12 protein-coding genes are annotated in these 13,688 nt (G+C 64.8%); 6 read left to right on the top strand and 6 right to left on the bottom strand.

Features of this window, described 5'->3' with window-relative positions; all coding sequences use genetic code 11:
* Positions 1–37 precede the first annotated feature (37 nt).
* The gene (locus EPB08_RS13225; RefSeq protein ID WP_130619579.1) at positions 38–1,645 is read right to left on the bottom strand and encodes an APC family permease; all 1,608 of its coding nucleotides are present in this window, start codon (positions 1,643–1,645) and stop codon (positions 38–40) included.
* A gap of 304 nt (positions 1,646–1,949) precedes the next feature.
* The gene (locus tag EPB08_RS13220) at positions 1,950–3,332 is read right to left on the bottom strand and encodes an L-serine ammonia-lyase (protein WP_130619578.1); all 1,383 of its coding nucleotides are present in this window, start codon (positions 3,330–3,332) and stop codon (positions 1,950–1,952) included.
* Between the two features lie 329 nt (positions 3,333–3,661).
* Here EPB08_RS13220 and EPB08_RS21080 point away from each other — a divergent pair, with 329 nt between their 5' ends.
* The 5 genes from EPB08_RS21080 to EPB08_RS13200 are packed head-to-tail and all read left to right on the top strand — an operon-like array spanning position 3,662 to position 9,145.
* Positions 3,662–3,817 (top strand): hypothetical protein, encoded by a 156-nt coding sequence (locus EPB08_RS21080; protein WP_165418500.1) that lies wholly within the window; start codon positions 3,662–3,664, stop codon positions 3,815–3,817.
* A 32-nt stretch (positions 3,818–3,849) separates the two neighbouring features.
* Complete coding sequence (locus tag EPB08_RS13215; protein ID WP_130619577.1) at positions 3,850–5,838, top strand: serine hydrolase domain-containing protein; 1,989 nt, start codon at positions 3,850–3,852, stop codon at positions 5,836–5,838.
* Between the two features lie 15 nt (positions 5,839–5,853).
* The gene (locus EPB08_RS13210) at positions 5,854–6,876 is read left to right on the top strand and encodes a dipeptide epimerase (RefSeq protein ID WP_229238332.1); all 1,023 of its coding nucleotides are present in this window, start codon (positions 5,854–5,856) and stop codon (positions 6,874–6,876) included.
* A 24-nt stretch (positions 6,877–6,900) separates the two neighbouring features.
* Positions 6,901–8,223, top strand: a complete 1,323-nt coding sequence (locus EPB08_RS13205; RefSeq protein WP_130619576.1) for a peptide MFS transporter — start codon at positions 6,901–6,903, stop codon at positions 8,221–8,223.
* A 10-nt stretch (positions 8,224–8,233) separates the two neighbouring features.
* Positions 8,234–9,145: a MurR/RpiR family transcriptional regulator gene (locus EPB08_RS13200; RefSeq protein ID WP_130619575.1), complete on the top strand. Its 912-nt coding sequence runs from the start codon at positions 8,234–8,236 to the stop codon at positions 9,143–9,145.
* A gap of 46 nt (positions 9,146–9,191) precedes the next feature.
* Here the strand turns inward: EPB08_RS13200 and EPB08_RS13195 are convergent, their stop codons facing one another.
* On the bottom strand, positions 9,192–11,360 hold the full coding sequence (locus tag EPB08_RS13195) for a TonB-dependent siderophore receptor (RefSeq protein ID WP_130619574.1): 2,169 nt from the start codon (positions 11,358–11,360) through the stop codon (positions 9,192–9,194).
* A 203-nt stretch (positions 11,361–11,563) separates the two neighbouring features.
* Between EPB08_RS13195 and EPB08_RS13190 the strand changes: the two genes are divergently transcribed.
* Positions 11,564–11,809: a glutaredoxin family protein gene (locus tag EPB08_RS13190; protein WP_130619573.1), complete on the top strand. Its 246-nt coding sequence runs from the start codon at positions 11,564–11,566 to the stop codon at positions 11,807–11,809.
* A 109-nt stretch (positions 11,810–11,918) separates the two neighbouring features.
* On the opposite strand, the gene EPB08_RS13185 is transcribed toward EPB08_RS13190, so the two are convergent.
* Genes EPB08_RS13185 through EPB08_RS13175 form a run of 3 tightly spaced genes read right to left on the bottom strand, consistent with a single transcriptional unit; the run spans position 11,919 to position 13,641 of the window.
* Entirely contained in the window at positions 11,919–12,476 is a 558-nt protein-coding gene (locus tag EPB08_RS13185) for a YceI family protein (protein WP_130619572.1), read from the bottom strand.
* Positions 12,476–13,054: a cytochrome b gene (locus EPB08_RS13180; RefSeq protein ID WP_130619571.1), complete on the bottom strand. Its 579-nt coding sequence runs from the start codon at positions 13,052–13,054 to the stop codon at positions 12,476–12,478. Before EPB08_RS13180 ends, EPB08_RS13185 begins: the two co-directional genes overlap by 1 nt.
* Positions 13,051–13,641, bottom strand: a complete 591-nt coding sequence (locus EPB08_RS13175) for a YceI family protein (protein WP_324615277.1) — start codon at positions 13,639–13,641, stop codon at positions 13,051–13,053. The genes EPB08_RS13180 and EPB08_RS13175 overlap by 4 nt, the downstream gene beginning before the upstream one ends.
* Between the last annotated feature and the right edge of the window lie 47 nt (positions 13,642–13,688).

The following is a 13,688-nucleotide window of genomic DNA, read 5'->3' as shown; positions in this document are numbered from 1 at the left end:
ACCGCGCGTTTTTTGTTTTCCGGTAGTGGTGTGCCGATCAGTCGTGCACGTGCGGATTGGCTTCCGCCTCTTCCACCGACGGCGTGCGCCAGCCGGACTTCACGCCCCATAGGTAGAACGCCAGACCGACCACCGCCACCATGGCGAGATCCCAGCCATAGGGCACGTAGCCCTGGCCGCCGAAATCCACGCTGCCTACCCATGACACCAGGGCCAGTGTGGGCAGATAGCAGATCAGCCACCAGGCGCCCTTCATCTGGCGTCCGAAGTCGTGCCAGTTGTTCTTGGCCTGGTAGTAGAGGTACACCGGCAGTGCGACGACCATCAGCAGGATGATCTCGCCGGTCAGCGGCCAGCGCGCCCAGTAGAGCAGCTCCGTTGCCATGATGAAGGCGACGCCGGCGAGGACCGGCAGGCCGACGATGCGCAGCGGGCGATGCAGGTTCGGCGCCGTGCGACGCAGCGTCATCGCGCTCACCGGGCCGGTGAGGTAGGAAATGATGGTGGCGACCGAGATCACCGCCGCCAGCGTGCCCCAGCCACGAAACTTGAACAGGAACAGGAACGACACGGCGAGGTTGAACCACATCGCCGGACGCGGCACGCCCCACTTCGGGTGCACCTGGCCGAGGATCTTCGGCAGCGTGCCGTTGCGCTCCATGCCGTAGATCATGCGGGCCGTGGTGGCGGTGTACGTCATGCCGGTGCCGCTGGGGCTGATGAAGGCATCGACGTACAGCAGCATCGCCAGCCAGTGCAGGTTGACGATGATGGCGAGCTCGGCAAACGGCGAGCGGAAATCGATGCCGTGCCAGCCGGCCTTGGCCAGCATGTCCGGCGGCACCGCGCCCAGGTAGGCCACCTGCAGGATCACATAGACGACAGTGGCGAGCAGGATCGAGCCGATCACCGCGAACGGGATGCTCTTGCCCGGATTGCGCGCTTCGCCGGCGAGATTCACCGGACTCTGGAAGCCGTTGAAGCTGAACACGATGCCCGCGGTCGCTACGGCGGTGAGCACGGCGGCGAAGTCGATCGCGTGTGCATCACCGTGGATGCCCACCGAGAAGTTCTCGCTGTGGAAACCACTGGCGATCAGGGCGAGACCGGTAGCGGCCGGCACCACCAGCTTGAACACGGTGATCAGCGTGTTGGAACGCGCGAACAGCTTCACGCTCCAGAAATTGAGCAGGAAATAGATGATCACCAACACGGCGGCGATAGCCAGGCCCGCATGGGACAGCTCGCCGGAGCCGTCCGGCATGTGCATGTACAGATCCTGTGCCCACTGCCACGGCCACGACGCCATGTACTGCACCGAGGCTTCGGCTTCCACAGGGATCACCGAGACGATCGCGATCCAGTTGGCCCATGCGCCGATGAAGCCCACCAGCGAACCGTGCGAGTAGTGGCTGTAGCGCACCATGCCGCCCGACTCCGGGAACATGGCGCCGAGCTCGGCGTAGGTGAGCGCGATGGTCATGATGATCGCAGCGCCCAGCACCCAGGCCCAGACGGCGCCGGGGCCGGCCAGACCGGCGGCCTTCCACGCACCGAACAGCCAGCCTGAGCCGATGATCGACCCCAGGCCGGTAAGCATGAGGGCGAACGGACCGACGTCGCGTCGGATCGAAGAATGAGACATGCAGGTCCCCAGGTCAGTGGAACGGGCCGCCTCTGGGCGACATAAGGGTCGGATGATGACAGACCGGTCAGGGCCGTGTCAGCCCGCCAGGAGTCACGGGCGATGCCGCGGCGCAGCAGGTAGGTTGTTGAATGGGTTGTGGAAAGTGGGCGTGGCTTGCCCCCTTCTCCCCTGCGGGGAGAAGGTCGGGATGAGGGGCGGGTGCTCGCGAAAGAGTGGCAAAGAAGCCAGGCTCGATCTGGCGGCCCGGCAAGATTGGCCCCTCACCCCAGCCCTCTCCCCCGAGGGGAGAGGGAGCAAATCATCAGCACTCGATGACGTTCACCGCCAGGCCGCCGCGCGAGGTTTCCTTGTACTTGTCCTTCATGTCGCGACCGGTGTCGCGCATGGTGGCGATCACCTTGTCCAGCGAGACGCGATGCTTGCCGTCGCTCTTGAGCGCCATGCGGCTGGCGTTGATGGCCTTTACCGAGCCCATCGCGTTGCGCTCGATGCAGGGGATCTGCACCAGGCCGCCGATCGGGTCGCAGGTGAGGCCCAGGTTGTGTTCCATGCCGATCTCGGCGGCGTTCTCCACCTGCAGGACGTTGCCGCCCAGCGCGGCGGTGAGGCCGCCTGCGGCCATCGAGCAGGCGACGCCCACTTCGCCCTGGCAGCCCACTTCGGCGCCGGAGATCGAGGCGTTCTCCTTGTAGAGGATGCCGATTGCGCCCGCGGTGAGCAGGAAATCGATGATGCCGTTCTCGTCCGACTTCGGGCAGAAGCGGTGGTAGTAGTGCAGTACCGCCGGCACGATGCCCGCCGCGCCGTTGGTAGGCGCAGTGACCACGCGGCCACCCGCGGCGTTCTCCTCGTTCACGGCGAGCGCGTAGAGGTTCACCCAGTCGAGGATGGTCAGCGGATCCTTCAGCGAGGCTTCCGGCTGGTCGCGCAGGTCCGCCGCCATCGCCGGTGCGCGACGCGTCACCTTGAGGCCGCCCGGCAGCACGCCCGGCGAACGCAGGCCACGGTTCACGCAGTCCTGCATGGCTTTCCAGATGATGAGCAGGCCGGAGCGCACCTCGTTCTCGCTGCGCCACACCTTTTCGTTTTCCATCATCAGCTGCGCGATGGAGAGGTTGTGCTTCTGGCACAGCTCCAGCATCTGGTCGCCGGTGGAGAACGGATAGGGCAGGTCGGTGGTGTCGGCCACGATGCGGTCTTCGGCCGCTTCGTCGTGGTTGACCACGAAGCCGCCGCCTACCGAGTAGTAATCGCGGGTGGCCAGCTCGTGGCCCTCGGCGTCATAGGCGGAGAAACGCATGCCGTTGGTGTGGAATGGCAGCTTCTGGCGCTTGTTGAAGACGAGGTCGCGCTTCTCCTCGAATTCGATCTCATGCTTGCCCAGCACGCGCAGGCGGTGTGTGGTACGGATGCGCGAGAGCGTCTCGGGAATGAGGTCGGGATCGACCGTGTCCGGATGCTCGCCCTCGAAGCCCAGCAGCACGGCCTTGTCGGTGCCGTGGCCGCGACCCGTCATGGCCAGCGAGCCGTAGAGCTCGGCGCGCACGCGCGTCACGCGATCAAGCACGCCTTTCTCCTCCAGCCAGCGCTCGGCAAAGCGCGCCGCGGCGCGCATGGGGCCGACGGTATGCGAGGAGGAGGGGCCAATGCCGATCTTGAACAGGTCGAATACGCTGACAGCCATGGAAACACGCGAGTGGGCGGGGGAACCGCACATTCTACGCGGCCCGCCGAATGTTGTTTGCCGCGGCGCAGCGATGGTTTCGGTGCGCGCGCGTATGGTGCGCCGTGCCCACACGGGTGACTTGCACGGCATGCGTTCATTCGATGCATCCGGCTTTTGTATGGCGCGACTGCCGCTGACGGGGCCGGCGGCGATTCGGACGTCCATACCGCGTGTTAACGCGTGAATCGCGATGTAGTCGGAAAAGGTATGGAAATACCATTGACACTACAATGGTATGCTGATACCACTGCAGGGGCGAATGCCTGAATCTCCGGGGGGAGAACCTGATGGATCTTCGTCTTACGCAGTTCAGCCGTCGCTGTAACTGTTCGGCTATCGCGGCCGTTTTGATGGGCTCGTTCTGCGCCATCGCGCAGCCGCCCGACGCCGCCACGTACCAGACACCGCGCACCATCGACGTTTCCGCAAGCGCCGAGCTTTGAGCCACCTCTTGCACCCAACTTTGGAGTGTTTCATGAAGCACCTTGTAAAACGGTTGGTTGCGCTGGCTGCCTGCGCAACGGCGACGCTGGGCTTTGCCCAAGTGCCGTCCGTGCCGCCGGCACAGCCCGCGGAGGCCGCTGCGGCCACGCAGCAGGACACGTCCACGCACGCGCTGACGAGCGAAGATCTGTCCAGCTTCTTCGATGGCCTCGTGCCCTTTGCCATCCAGCGCGGTGACATCGCGGGCGGCGTGATCACCGTGGTGAAGGACGGCAACGTGCTGTTCTCGCGCGGTTACGGTTACGCCGATCTCAAGACCCGCCAGCCGATCTCGCCGGAAACGACGCTGTTCCGCCCGGGCTCGACGTCCAAGCTGTTCACCTGGACGGCCGTGATGCAGATGGTCGAGCAGGGCAAGGTCGACCTGGACCACGACGTCAACGACTACATCGACTTCAAGATTCCGCCGTACGAAGGCAAGCCGGTCACGTTGCGCAACCTCATGACCCACACGGCGGGCTTCGAGGAAGTGGCGCGTGACCTGCTGCCGGCCACCTCGGATGAAGTGAATCTCGAGCGATATCTCAAGACCCACCTGCCGGCGCGCATCTTCCCGCCGGGCGAGACGGTGGCGTACTCCAACTACGGCTGCGGCCTGGCGGGCTACATCGTGCAGCGCGTTTCCGGCGAGCGGTTCGAGGACTACGTGCAGACGCACATCCTCCAGCCGCTCAACATGACGCACTCGTCGTTCGCCCAGCCGCTGCCGGCAACGCTCGAGCCGCTGATGTCGAAGGGCTACAAGACCGCGTCCGATGGCAAGGCGCAGCCGTTTGAATGGGTGGACCCGGCTCCGGCCGGCGCGCTCAGCTCGTCGGCTATCGACATGGCCCAGTTCATGATCGCCCAGCTGCAGGATGGTCGCTATGGCGACTCGCGCATCCTGAAGGAAGACACCGCCAAGCTGATGCACTCGCCGCAGTACACCGCGTCCAAGGGCATGGTGGGTTTTGACCTCGGCTTCTACCAGGAAGACCGCAACGGCCTGCGCATCATCGGCCATGGCGGCGACACCGAAGTGTTCCACAGCGACCTGCACCTGCTGCTCGACAAGAACGTGGGTGTGTTCATGTCGTTCAACAGCCTCGGCAGCGCCGTGGGTGGCGCGCATACGATCCGCGGCGCGATCTTCTTTGCCTTCCTGGATCGCTACTTCCCGCATCCGCTGCAGGAACAGCCGGCGATCGCATCCGCCAAGGCCGACGCCGCTCGCGTGGCAGGCTGGTACGAGTCCAGCCGCATCAACCTCAGCGCGCTGCGTCCGTTCAACCTGCTGGGACAGATGCAGGTCAACGCGATGCCGGACGGCACGCTGACCATCGCCGCGCTGAGTGATTACGCCGGCCAGCCGCTGCACTGGCGTGAAGTCAGCCCGCTGCACTACGTCGAGGAAAACGGCCAGCGCAAGCTGGACTTCATTGCCGACGCGAACGGCAACATCAAGTACTGGGCCACCGACGATATCTCGCCGGTATTCGTGTTCAACCGCGTGCCGGCCGCCAAGAGCATGGGTTCGGTGAGCCTGTGGGCCAGCCTGTCGCTGGTGGTGGTGCTCGGTGCGCTGCTGTTCTGGTGGCTGGGCGCGTGGATGCGTCGCCGCTACAAGCGTCCGTTCGAGGTTGCCCTGGTACTGCGCCGCAGCCGCCTGTGGTCGCGCATCGGTGCACTGCTGCTGTTGGGCGACCTGCTGGGCTGGGTGGTGTTGGTCGCCGCGATCTCGGCGGACGAGAACCTGCTGCTGCGCGGTTCGGCGACGCCGTGGTTCTACCTGCTGTACGTGCTGGGCGCGGTGTCCCTGGTAGGCGCGCTTGCCGTGGTGTTCCACACGGTGCGCAACTGGCAGCTGGCGTTGCGCGGCTTGTGGGTGCGCGTGGGCGAGACGCTACTGGCGTTCGCGGCCCTGTATCTGGCGTGGTTCATCCTGGCGTTCGGGATGATCAGCTTCAACGTGCGCTTCTAAGGCCGGAGGTCGTTGGTGACAACGCACGGTATCAAGCGAGTGAAGCTGACGGCGTCGATCGAGCGGGTCGAAATGACTGCGCCGTTCCGCATCACCGGTTATACCTTTACGCACAACGAGATGCTGGTGGTGCGGCTGGAAAGCGAGGGTCACGCGGGATATGGCGAGGCGCTCGGCGTGTACTACCACCAGGACACGCCGACCTCCATGCTGCAGCAGGTGGGGGCATTGCACGACATCATCGAAGGGGGCATCACGCGTCAGCAGTTGCTGACGCTGCTGCCGCCGGGCGGGGCGCGCAATGCGGTCGACTGCGCCCTGTGGGATCTCGAAGCCAAGCAGCAGGGCAAGCCGGTGTGGCAGCTGGCGGGGCTCAATCCGCCCGAGCCGCTGCTGACCACCTTCACGGTGGGCGCCGAGGAACCCGAGGTGATGGCGACGCGCGCACGCAACTACACGCAGGCGCGTGCGCTCAAGCTCAAGCTCACCGATGACGATCGCAATGCGGACCGCGTGCGTGCCGTGCGCGCGGCCTGCCCGGATGCATGGCTGATGGTGGACGCGAACCAGGGCTTCACGCCCGAATCGTTCGCAGCGTTGCTGCCGGCGCTGGTCGAAAGCCGCGTGGCGGTGGTCGAGCAGCCGTTCCCGGTCGGCAAGGAAGCGTGGCTGGACGGGCTCGCCTGCCCGATCCCGCTGGCGGCCGACGAAAGCGTGCAGGACCACGGCGACCTCGACAAGCTGGTCGGCCGCGTGAACGTCATCAACATCAAGCTGGACAAGTGCGGTGGCCTCACCGAGGCGCTCATCCTGGCCAGGCGCGCACGCGAGCTGGGCTTCAAGCTGATGGTGGGCAACATGGGCGGTACCTCATGGTCGATGGCGCCGGGCTTCGTGGTCGGTGCGCTGTGCATGGTGGTTGACCTCGACGGTCCGCAGTTCCTGGTGTCCGATCGCGCGCAGGCCGCCCGATACGAAGACGGGCGCATCTGGTGTTCCGAGAAAGTCTGGGGCGGCGCCACCGCCGTCGACGCATAAGCCATCAGGGGAGTGACGTAGCGCATGTCCAAAGCGGGAATTCCGGCCCGGGAAAGTAATTGGTTTGGCCACCCGGCCGGCCTGAGCATCCTGTTTCTCACCGAAATGTGGGAGATGTTCTCCTTCTTCGGCATGCGCGCGCTGCTGGTCTATTACATGACCATGCACCTGAAGATCGGGCAGGAGCATGCGTCGCTGATCTACGGCGTATACGCGGCGTTCGTGTATTTCACGCCGGTGTTCGGCGGTATCGTCGCCGACCGCTGGCTGGGCAAGCGCAACTCGGTCGTCATCGGCGGTGCCACCATGGCGCTGGGCCATTTCATGATGGCGTCCGAGCCGCTGTTCTACCCGGCGCTCGCCACCATCGCGCTGGGCAACGGATTGTTCCTGCCCAGTCTGGCCAGCCAGATCGAAGGCCTGTACAAGCATGGCGATGCGCGCGCGAGCAACGCGTACAACATCTATTACATCGGCATCAATCTCGGTGCCTTCCTCGCGCCGCTGGTCTGCGGGACGCTGGGTGAAGCATTCGGCTGGCACTGGGGCTTCACGGCAGCGGGCATCGGCATGCTGTTGTCGCTGGTGATTTATCTTGGTGGCAGCCGTTACCTGCCGCCCGAGCCGGCACGGATCGAAGCCGCCGCGACTACGCGGCACCCGGTGGATCGCGCCGTGCTGCAGCGCTTTGGCTTTCTGGTCACCGTCGCGGCCATCGTGGTGGTGTTCCGCGGCGCGTACGAGCAGGTGGGCAACACCATCGCGCTGTGGGCGAGCGAGGGCGTCGACCGCCACGTGACGTCGGGTTGGAGCATCCCGATGACCTGGTTCCAGTCGCTCGACTCGCTGGTGGTGTTCACCGCAACGCCGCTGCTGGTGATCCGCTGGGCGCGCCTGGCCAAGCGCGGCATCGAGACGCCGTGGTTGAAGAAGATGGCGTTTGGTGCGGCCGTGGTAGGCGCCTCCTACCTGATCCTGGCAGGCGTGGCCGCGTGGTCGGATGCGCATGGAACGCAGGCCAGCTGGGTCTGGCTGGTGGGCTGGTTCGTCATGATGACGCTGGGTGAGCTTTACATCCTTCCGATCGGTCTTGGCCTGTTCGGGCGCATGGCACCGGAAGGCTTTCGCGCGACCAGCATCGCGACCTGGTTCTTCGCGGGCTTCTTCGGCAACCTGCTGGCCGGCGCCCTGGGTACCTTGTGGAGCAGCCTGACGCACGGCTGGTTCTTCGCGCTGATCGGCATGATCGCAGGGCTGGCGTCAGTGCTTTTGTATATCCTAGGCCTGCGGTTGGGCCACGTTGAAGCGCGCGATGACGCGAGCGCGGCCATGGTGCTTTCCCGATAAGCAGGCGGCGATGACCAAGAATCTCCAACAAAAGCTGAAGGACCGCTGGGAAACATTCACGGCGTCCGAGCAGAAAATCGCCAGTTACCTGCTGCAGAACATTCGTGAGGTGCCCTTCGAAACGGCGGCCTCGCTGAGCAAGCGGGTCGGCGTCAGCCAGATGACGGTGGGGCGCTTCTTGCGCAACCTCGGTTATGAAGGCGTCGGCGACCTCAAGGAAGAGCTGCGTACCGATACCTCCTGGCGGCACCTCTACAAGGATGTGGAGAAATCACGGGATGTCGATCCGCTCGCCGGACACCTGCATGCCGAAATCCGCGCCTTGACCAGCACGCACGCGCTGGCGGGTACGAAGGAATGGAAGTCGGTGGTGAAGCTACTGACGACCGCCGATCGCGTGACGGTGTCCAGCTTCCATCACGGCACGTTTCTCGGCCTGGGCTTTGCCGCGATGCTGCAGCAGGTGCGCCAGCACGTGTCGTTCAATGCGGGCATGGACGGCGCGTATGCCGACATGCTGCTCGACTCGACCCGCAACAGCTGCGTGGTGCTGATCGACATGCGTCGCTATTTCCAGCAGTTCCGCACGCTGGCGGAGGAAGTGGTGGAGCGCGGCATTCCGCTGGTGCTGATCACCGATACGGAGTGCTACTGGGCCCGCGAGCTGACGCCGAATGTGCTGATGATCCAGGCCGACCGCGCGTGGCACAGCTTCAGCGCCTACACCAGCCTGTTCAGCCTGTTGACGACGGCGATGGTGCAGGAGCAGGGCGACGTGATGGATCGGATCACCGAGATCAATCGCCTTCGCCAGCACTTTGCCGGTTACCTCGAACGGGACAACACCGACGTCGGCAAGAAGGACGCGGCCGCTACGGCGACCCGCCGCAAGGGTCGTACTCCGTCGAAGTCCGGCCGCTGAGCCTGAGTGGAGCGGAAGGTCGATCTCCGCTCCACCGGTACCCGCCTTAGAACGTGTAGCGCACGTTCGCCATGTAATTGCGCGGAGCCGAGTAGAAGCCCTGCGACCAGTACAGGCTGGTGATGTACTTGCGATTGGTGACGTTGTCGACGTTGAACGTCGCGCTCCAGTGCGGGTTGAAGTCGTAACCGGCCATCAGCCCTAGCACCGCATAGGACGCCTGGGTCGTGTAGATCTCGCTGCCGTCGAGCGCGACGTCCTGCTGGTCGCGGTAGATGCGGTCCTGCCAGCGCAGCGTGCCGCCGATGCGCAGGCCTTCCAGTGCCGGCACGCGATAGACCGTGGACAGGCGGAACGTGCGGCGCGGCACGTAGGTGCGCACGTTTGCGCCGTCCGGATCGTGCAGGCCCAGCTGCGTGTAGCCACCGCTCATCTGCCAATGATCGGTGAGCTGGCCGCTCACATCGAACTCGAAACCCTTCGCGGTGGCATCGATGCCCGAGTAGTAATCCTGGTTGGTGGCCAGGTTGTGTCCGGCGTATTCGGCGAGACCGTCCTGGCGCGTGCGGAACAGGGCGAACGTCGCGTTGAGGCGGCCGTCGTACCACTCGCCCTTGACGCCGGCCTCGAGATTCGCGCCGGTCACCGGATCGAGTACCCTGTTGTTGACGTCGGTCTGTGTCTGCGGGTTGAACAGCTTGGCGTAGCTGACGTACAGCGAGTAGTTCTTCGACAGGTCGTAGACCGCGCCGACGAAAGGCGTCGTTTCCGTCTTGCTGTAGTTGCTGGGCGTGCCGTAGTTCACGCCGCTCTCCTCGACGTGCACGAGGCTGGCGCCGGTGATCAGGGTCAGCGGATCGGCGAGGCTCCAGCGCGCGGTGGCGTAGAGGCTCTTGCGCTTGATATGGAAGTCGCCGTTGCCGTAGTACGCGTCGAAGGACGGCATCGGATAGTCGCCGGTCCACTGGTCGAGCGGCGGCAACGGTGTGCCGATGCCCACACCGTAGCCGGACAGCTGGTGCACGTCGTCCTTCGCCCAGTTCGCGCCGAGCACGAGCTCATGGCGGCGACCGGCGAGCTCGAACGGACCGGTGGCATACAGGTCGGCCACGTACTGCTTCTCGGTGCTGTTGTAGGCAGACGGATAGGAGAACAGTCCCAGTCCGGTCTGCGCATCCGGCGTGCCGTAGACGTAGAACAGGTCGCTGTCTTCGGTGACGCGCCGATAGTTGAGCGAGGCCTTCAGACGCCAGTCGTTGCCCAGCTCCTGGGTGAGTTCGAGGAAGCTTCGCGTATCGGCGATGTTCCAGTGCGACCAGTCGGCAGACGTGCTGGTGGAGCGGTCATAGTCGGTCGCCGTGCCGTCCGTGTTGTACAGCGGCAACGCGCCCCACATGCCGCCGTGGGTCTTGTTCTTCTGGTAGGTGACGCCTGCGGTGAGCAGGGTGCTGCTGCTGAGGTCCGCATCGACGATGCCGGAGAGCACCTGTTTGCGCAGGTTGTAGCGGTCCAGGTAACTGTCGGTGTCCTGGTCGGCGGCGATGAGTCGACCGCGCACAGTGCGCGAATCATTCAGTGGACCGGACAGGTCGACGTCCAGCCGGCGGTTGTCCCAGCTGCCCACGGTGACGCCGACATCGCCCTGGAAATCGGCGGTGGGACGCTTGCGCACGAAATTGATGGTGGCCGACGGATTGCCGGTGAACGACAACAGGCCGTTGGCGCCACGCAGCACTTCGACGCGTTCGTACACGGCAGTGTCGATATCGCCCTGCTGGTTGCCGTCCGCAAACGGCAGGCCGACACCGTCGGTCAGGAAGTTGGTGACGTCGAAGCCGCGTGCGCTGTAGTAGGTGCGGTCGGTTTCCACGCGCTCCACGTTGACGCCGGTGGTGTTGTCCAGCACGGCGTTGATGTTGTTGAGACCGAAGTCGTTCATCTGCTGGCGCGTCACCACGCTCATCGACTGCGGCGTCTCGCGCATCGAAAGCGAAAGGCGGGTGGCGCTGTCCGTCGCGTGAGTGGTGTAGGAGTCGCCATCGCCCGTGACGGTGGCGGTGGCCTGCACGCCCTCCAGGTTCTTCACCTTGGTGGTGTCGGCTGCGTCGGGGGCATCGCCGGCATGGGACAAGGGGGCGGCAAGCGCCAGGGCGAGGGCGACGGCAAGGCGGCAGTGCAAGGGATAGCGTCGCGTGAGCGAGGCGTGGAATGGCATCGGGGTAGCCCTGTTTTGTTGGTATAGGGAGTTCGGCGCGGACGCACCGAGGGCATTGGCGATGGCTGGGCCCTATTTGGTAAATGATAGTTATTATCATTTAAGTTTGCCAGTCTCCTGGGCCGGCGAGATGCCGCGCAGGGCTGACACGGAGGAGGCCGGGCTCGCAGGCAACCTTGGCGCTGGGTTATCGTCCGGCGCTTATGCCGATGCGATATGTGCTCTACCAGCGGGACTACTGCCACCTGTGCGACCAGGCGCTGGCCGTGATGGCCGAGGCGCGCGCGCCCGATTTCGACAGCGTGTGGGTCGATGATGAAGAAGCGCTGGAACAGCGCTATGGCGTACGCGTGCCGGTGTTGCGCGACAATCAGGACGGGCGCGAGCTGGATTGGCCGTTCGATGCAACGGCGGTGCGGCTGTTCCTGGAGAACACGGAGACTTTGTAGGAGTGCACCCAGTGCGCGACCGCGGAGTTTCGGTATCTGCGCTCCGTAGGCTTTTCGCGCACTGGGTGCGCTCCTACAAAAAAAGAGTGGCCCCTGAGGGGGCACCGGATTATTTGGCGGTGAGCACCAGGTGCGCGTTGACCTTCACGTCCGCGCCGATCACCGAGGTATCGGCGTATTCGCCGCCACCGACGCCATAGTCCAGGCGCTTGACCGTGCCGGTTACGTCGAGCGTGGCGTTGCCGCCCTGCGACTTGAACGTCACGTTGAGACTTACCGGCTTGCTCACGCCGCGCAGCGTGAGGTTGCCATCGGCCACCACTACCGCGCCGTTCTGACGGAAGCCGGTCGTCACGAAGTGCGCCTTGGGAAACTTCGCCACGTTGAAGAAGTCGGCGCCGGGCAGCGCACTGTCGCGATCGTTGTCGCCGGTCTTCACGCTGGCGAGGTCCACGTCCACTTCGAACTTCGAGGTGGCGACCTTGGCCGGGTCGTAGCTGATGTTGGCCGTCCACTTGCCGAACGTGCCGTCAAACGCCTGGCCCTGGAAGGTGCCGGCGAAGCCGAGCTTGCTGCCGGCCGGCTGCACGGCGTAGTCAGTGGCGCTGGCGAGGCTCGGCAGGGCAAGCGCGAGCAGAAGCGGGGCAGCGAGCTTGAGGGAAGTCATCAACGTTCTCCTGGGGAGGGGGAGTCATTGCGCAGGCGACGGAAGGGGAGCATGCGCAGCAACGTGTTGTCGCGATCGATCAGGTGATGCTTCAGCGCACCGCCGACGTGCAGCACCAGCAGCAGCACCAGGAACCAGAACAGGTTCTCGTGGATGCTGTGGGAGAGATGGCGCAGGTCGTGGTTGGCGGCGCCGAGCGGCGGCAGGTTGAACAGCTTGAAGAACTGCAGCGGCTTGCCGGTGACCGAGTTGAACCACCAGCCGCTCAGCGGGATCGCGGCGATCAGCAGATACAGAAGCAGGTGCACGCCATGCGCGGCGAGCTGCTGCCAGCGCGGCGCGGGATCTTCGGCGGGGCGGCGGTCGCCGAGGCGCCACACCAGCCGCAGCAACAGCAGTGCGAGCACGGTGAGTCCGATCGACTTGTGCAACGCCAGCCAGTTGATCTTCTGCATCGGCGAACCGGCCAGATCCATCATCAGGCCGAAGATGCCGTTGCCGATGATCAGCAGGGCCGTGGTCCAGTGGAAGAACTTGGCGACCGAACCCCATCGGCGGTCGTCGCTGCGCAGGCTCATGGAGATTCCTTGTTGGATTGGGCCTTGTCGTCCTGGATGGCTTCCAGCTCCAGCCAGACGCTGACGCCGTGGCCGACCGAGTTGGCATTGGAGGTGATGCCGAAATCATCGCGGTTGAGCATGGTCGTGGCGGAGAAACCGGCCGTGGTATGCATGCCGTAGATGGTTCCACCGCGGCGATTGGTCGTAAATGCCAGTTCCACCGGCCGGGTCACGCCACGCAAGGTGAGCTCGCCGTGCAACACGCCGTGCGTGTCGTCCTTGCGTTCCACCGAGGTGCTCACGAAATGCGCGTAGCGGCCTTTCTCCACGTCAAGGAAGGCGGGTTTCTTCACGGCGGCGTTCCACGCCGCATCGCCCATGTCCAGGCTGTCCAGGTCGATGTCCAGTTCGGTGGCGGACTGGCTCCAGTCGTCCGGGTCGAAACGCAGCCAGCCGCGGGCGATGTGCAGGCGACCGAACGGGCGCGAGAAGCCGTTGTGGTCGACGCTGAAAAGGACCTGGCTATGCGTGGTGTCATAGCGGTAAGTGGCCGGCGCCGCCTGCAGCGTTGCAAGCGGGAGCCAGGCGCACGCGATGGCGAACACGAACCGTCTTGTCAGGCGGGAGATGTGCATGGGGCCGAAGTCTGGAT

Origin of the sequence: Dyella amyloliquefaciens, from assembly GCF_004296575.1 — a bacterium.
GTDB lineage: Bacteria > Pseudomonadota > Gammaproteobacteria > Xanthomonadales > Rhodanobacteraceae > Dyella > Dyella amyloliquefaciens.
Note: the sequence above shows the minus strand (reverse complement) of the source record. Positions and strands in the feature narration are given on the sequence as shown.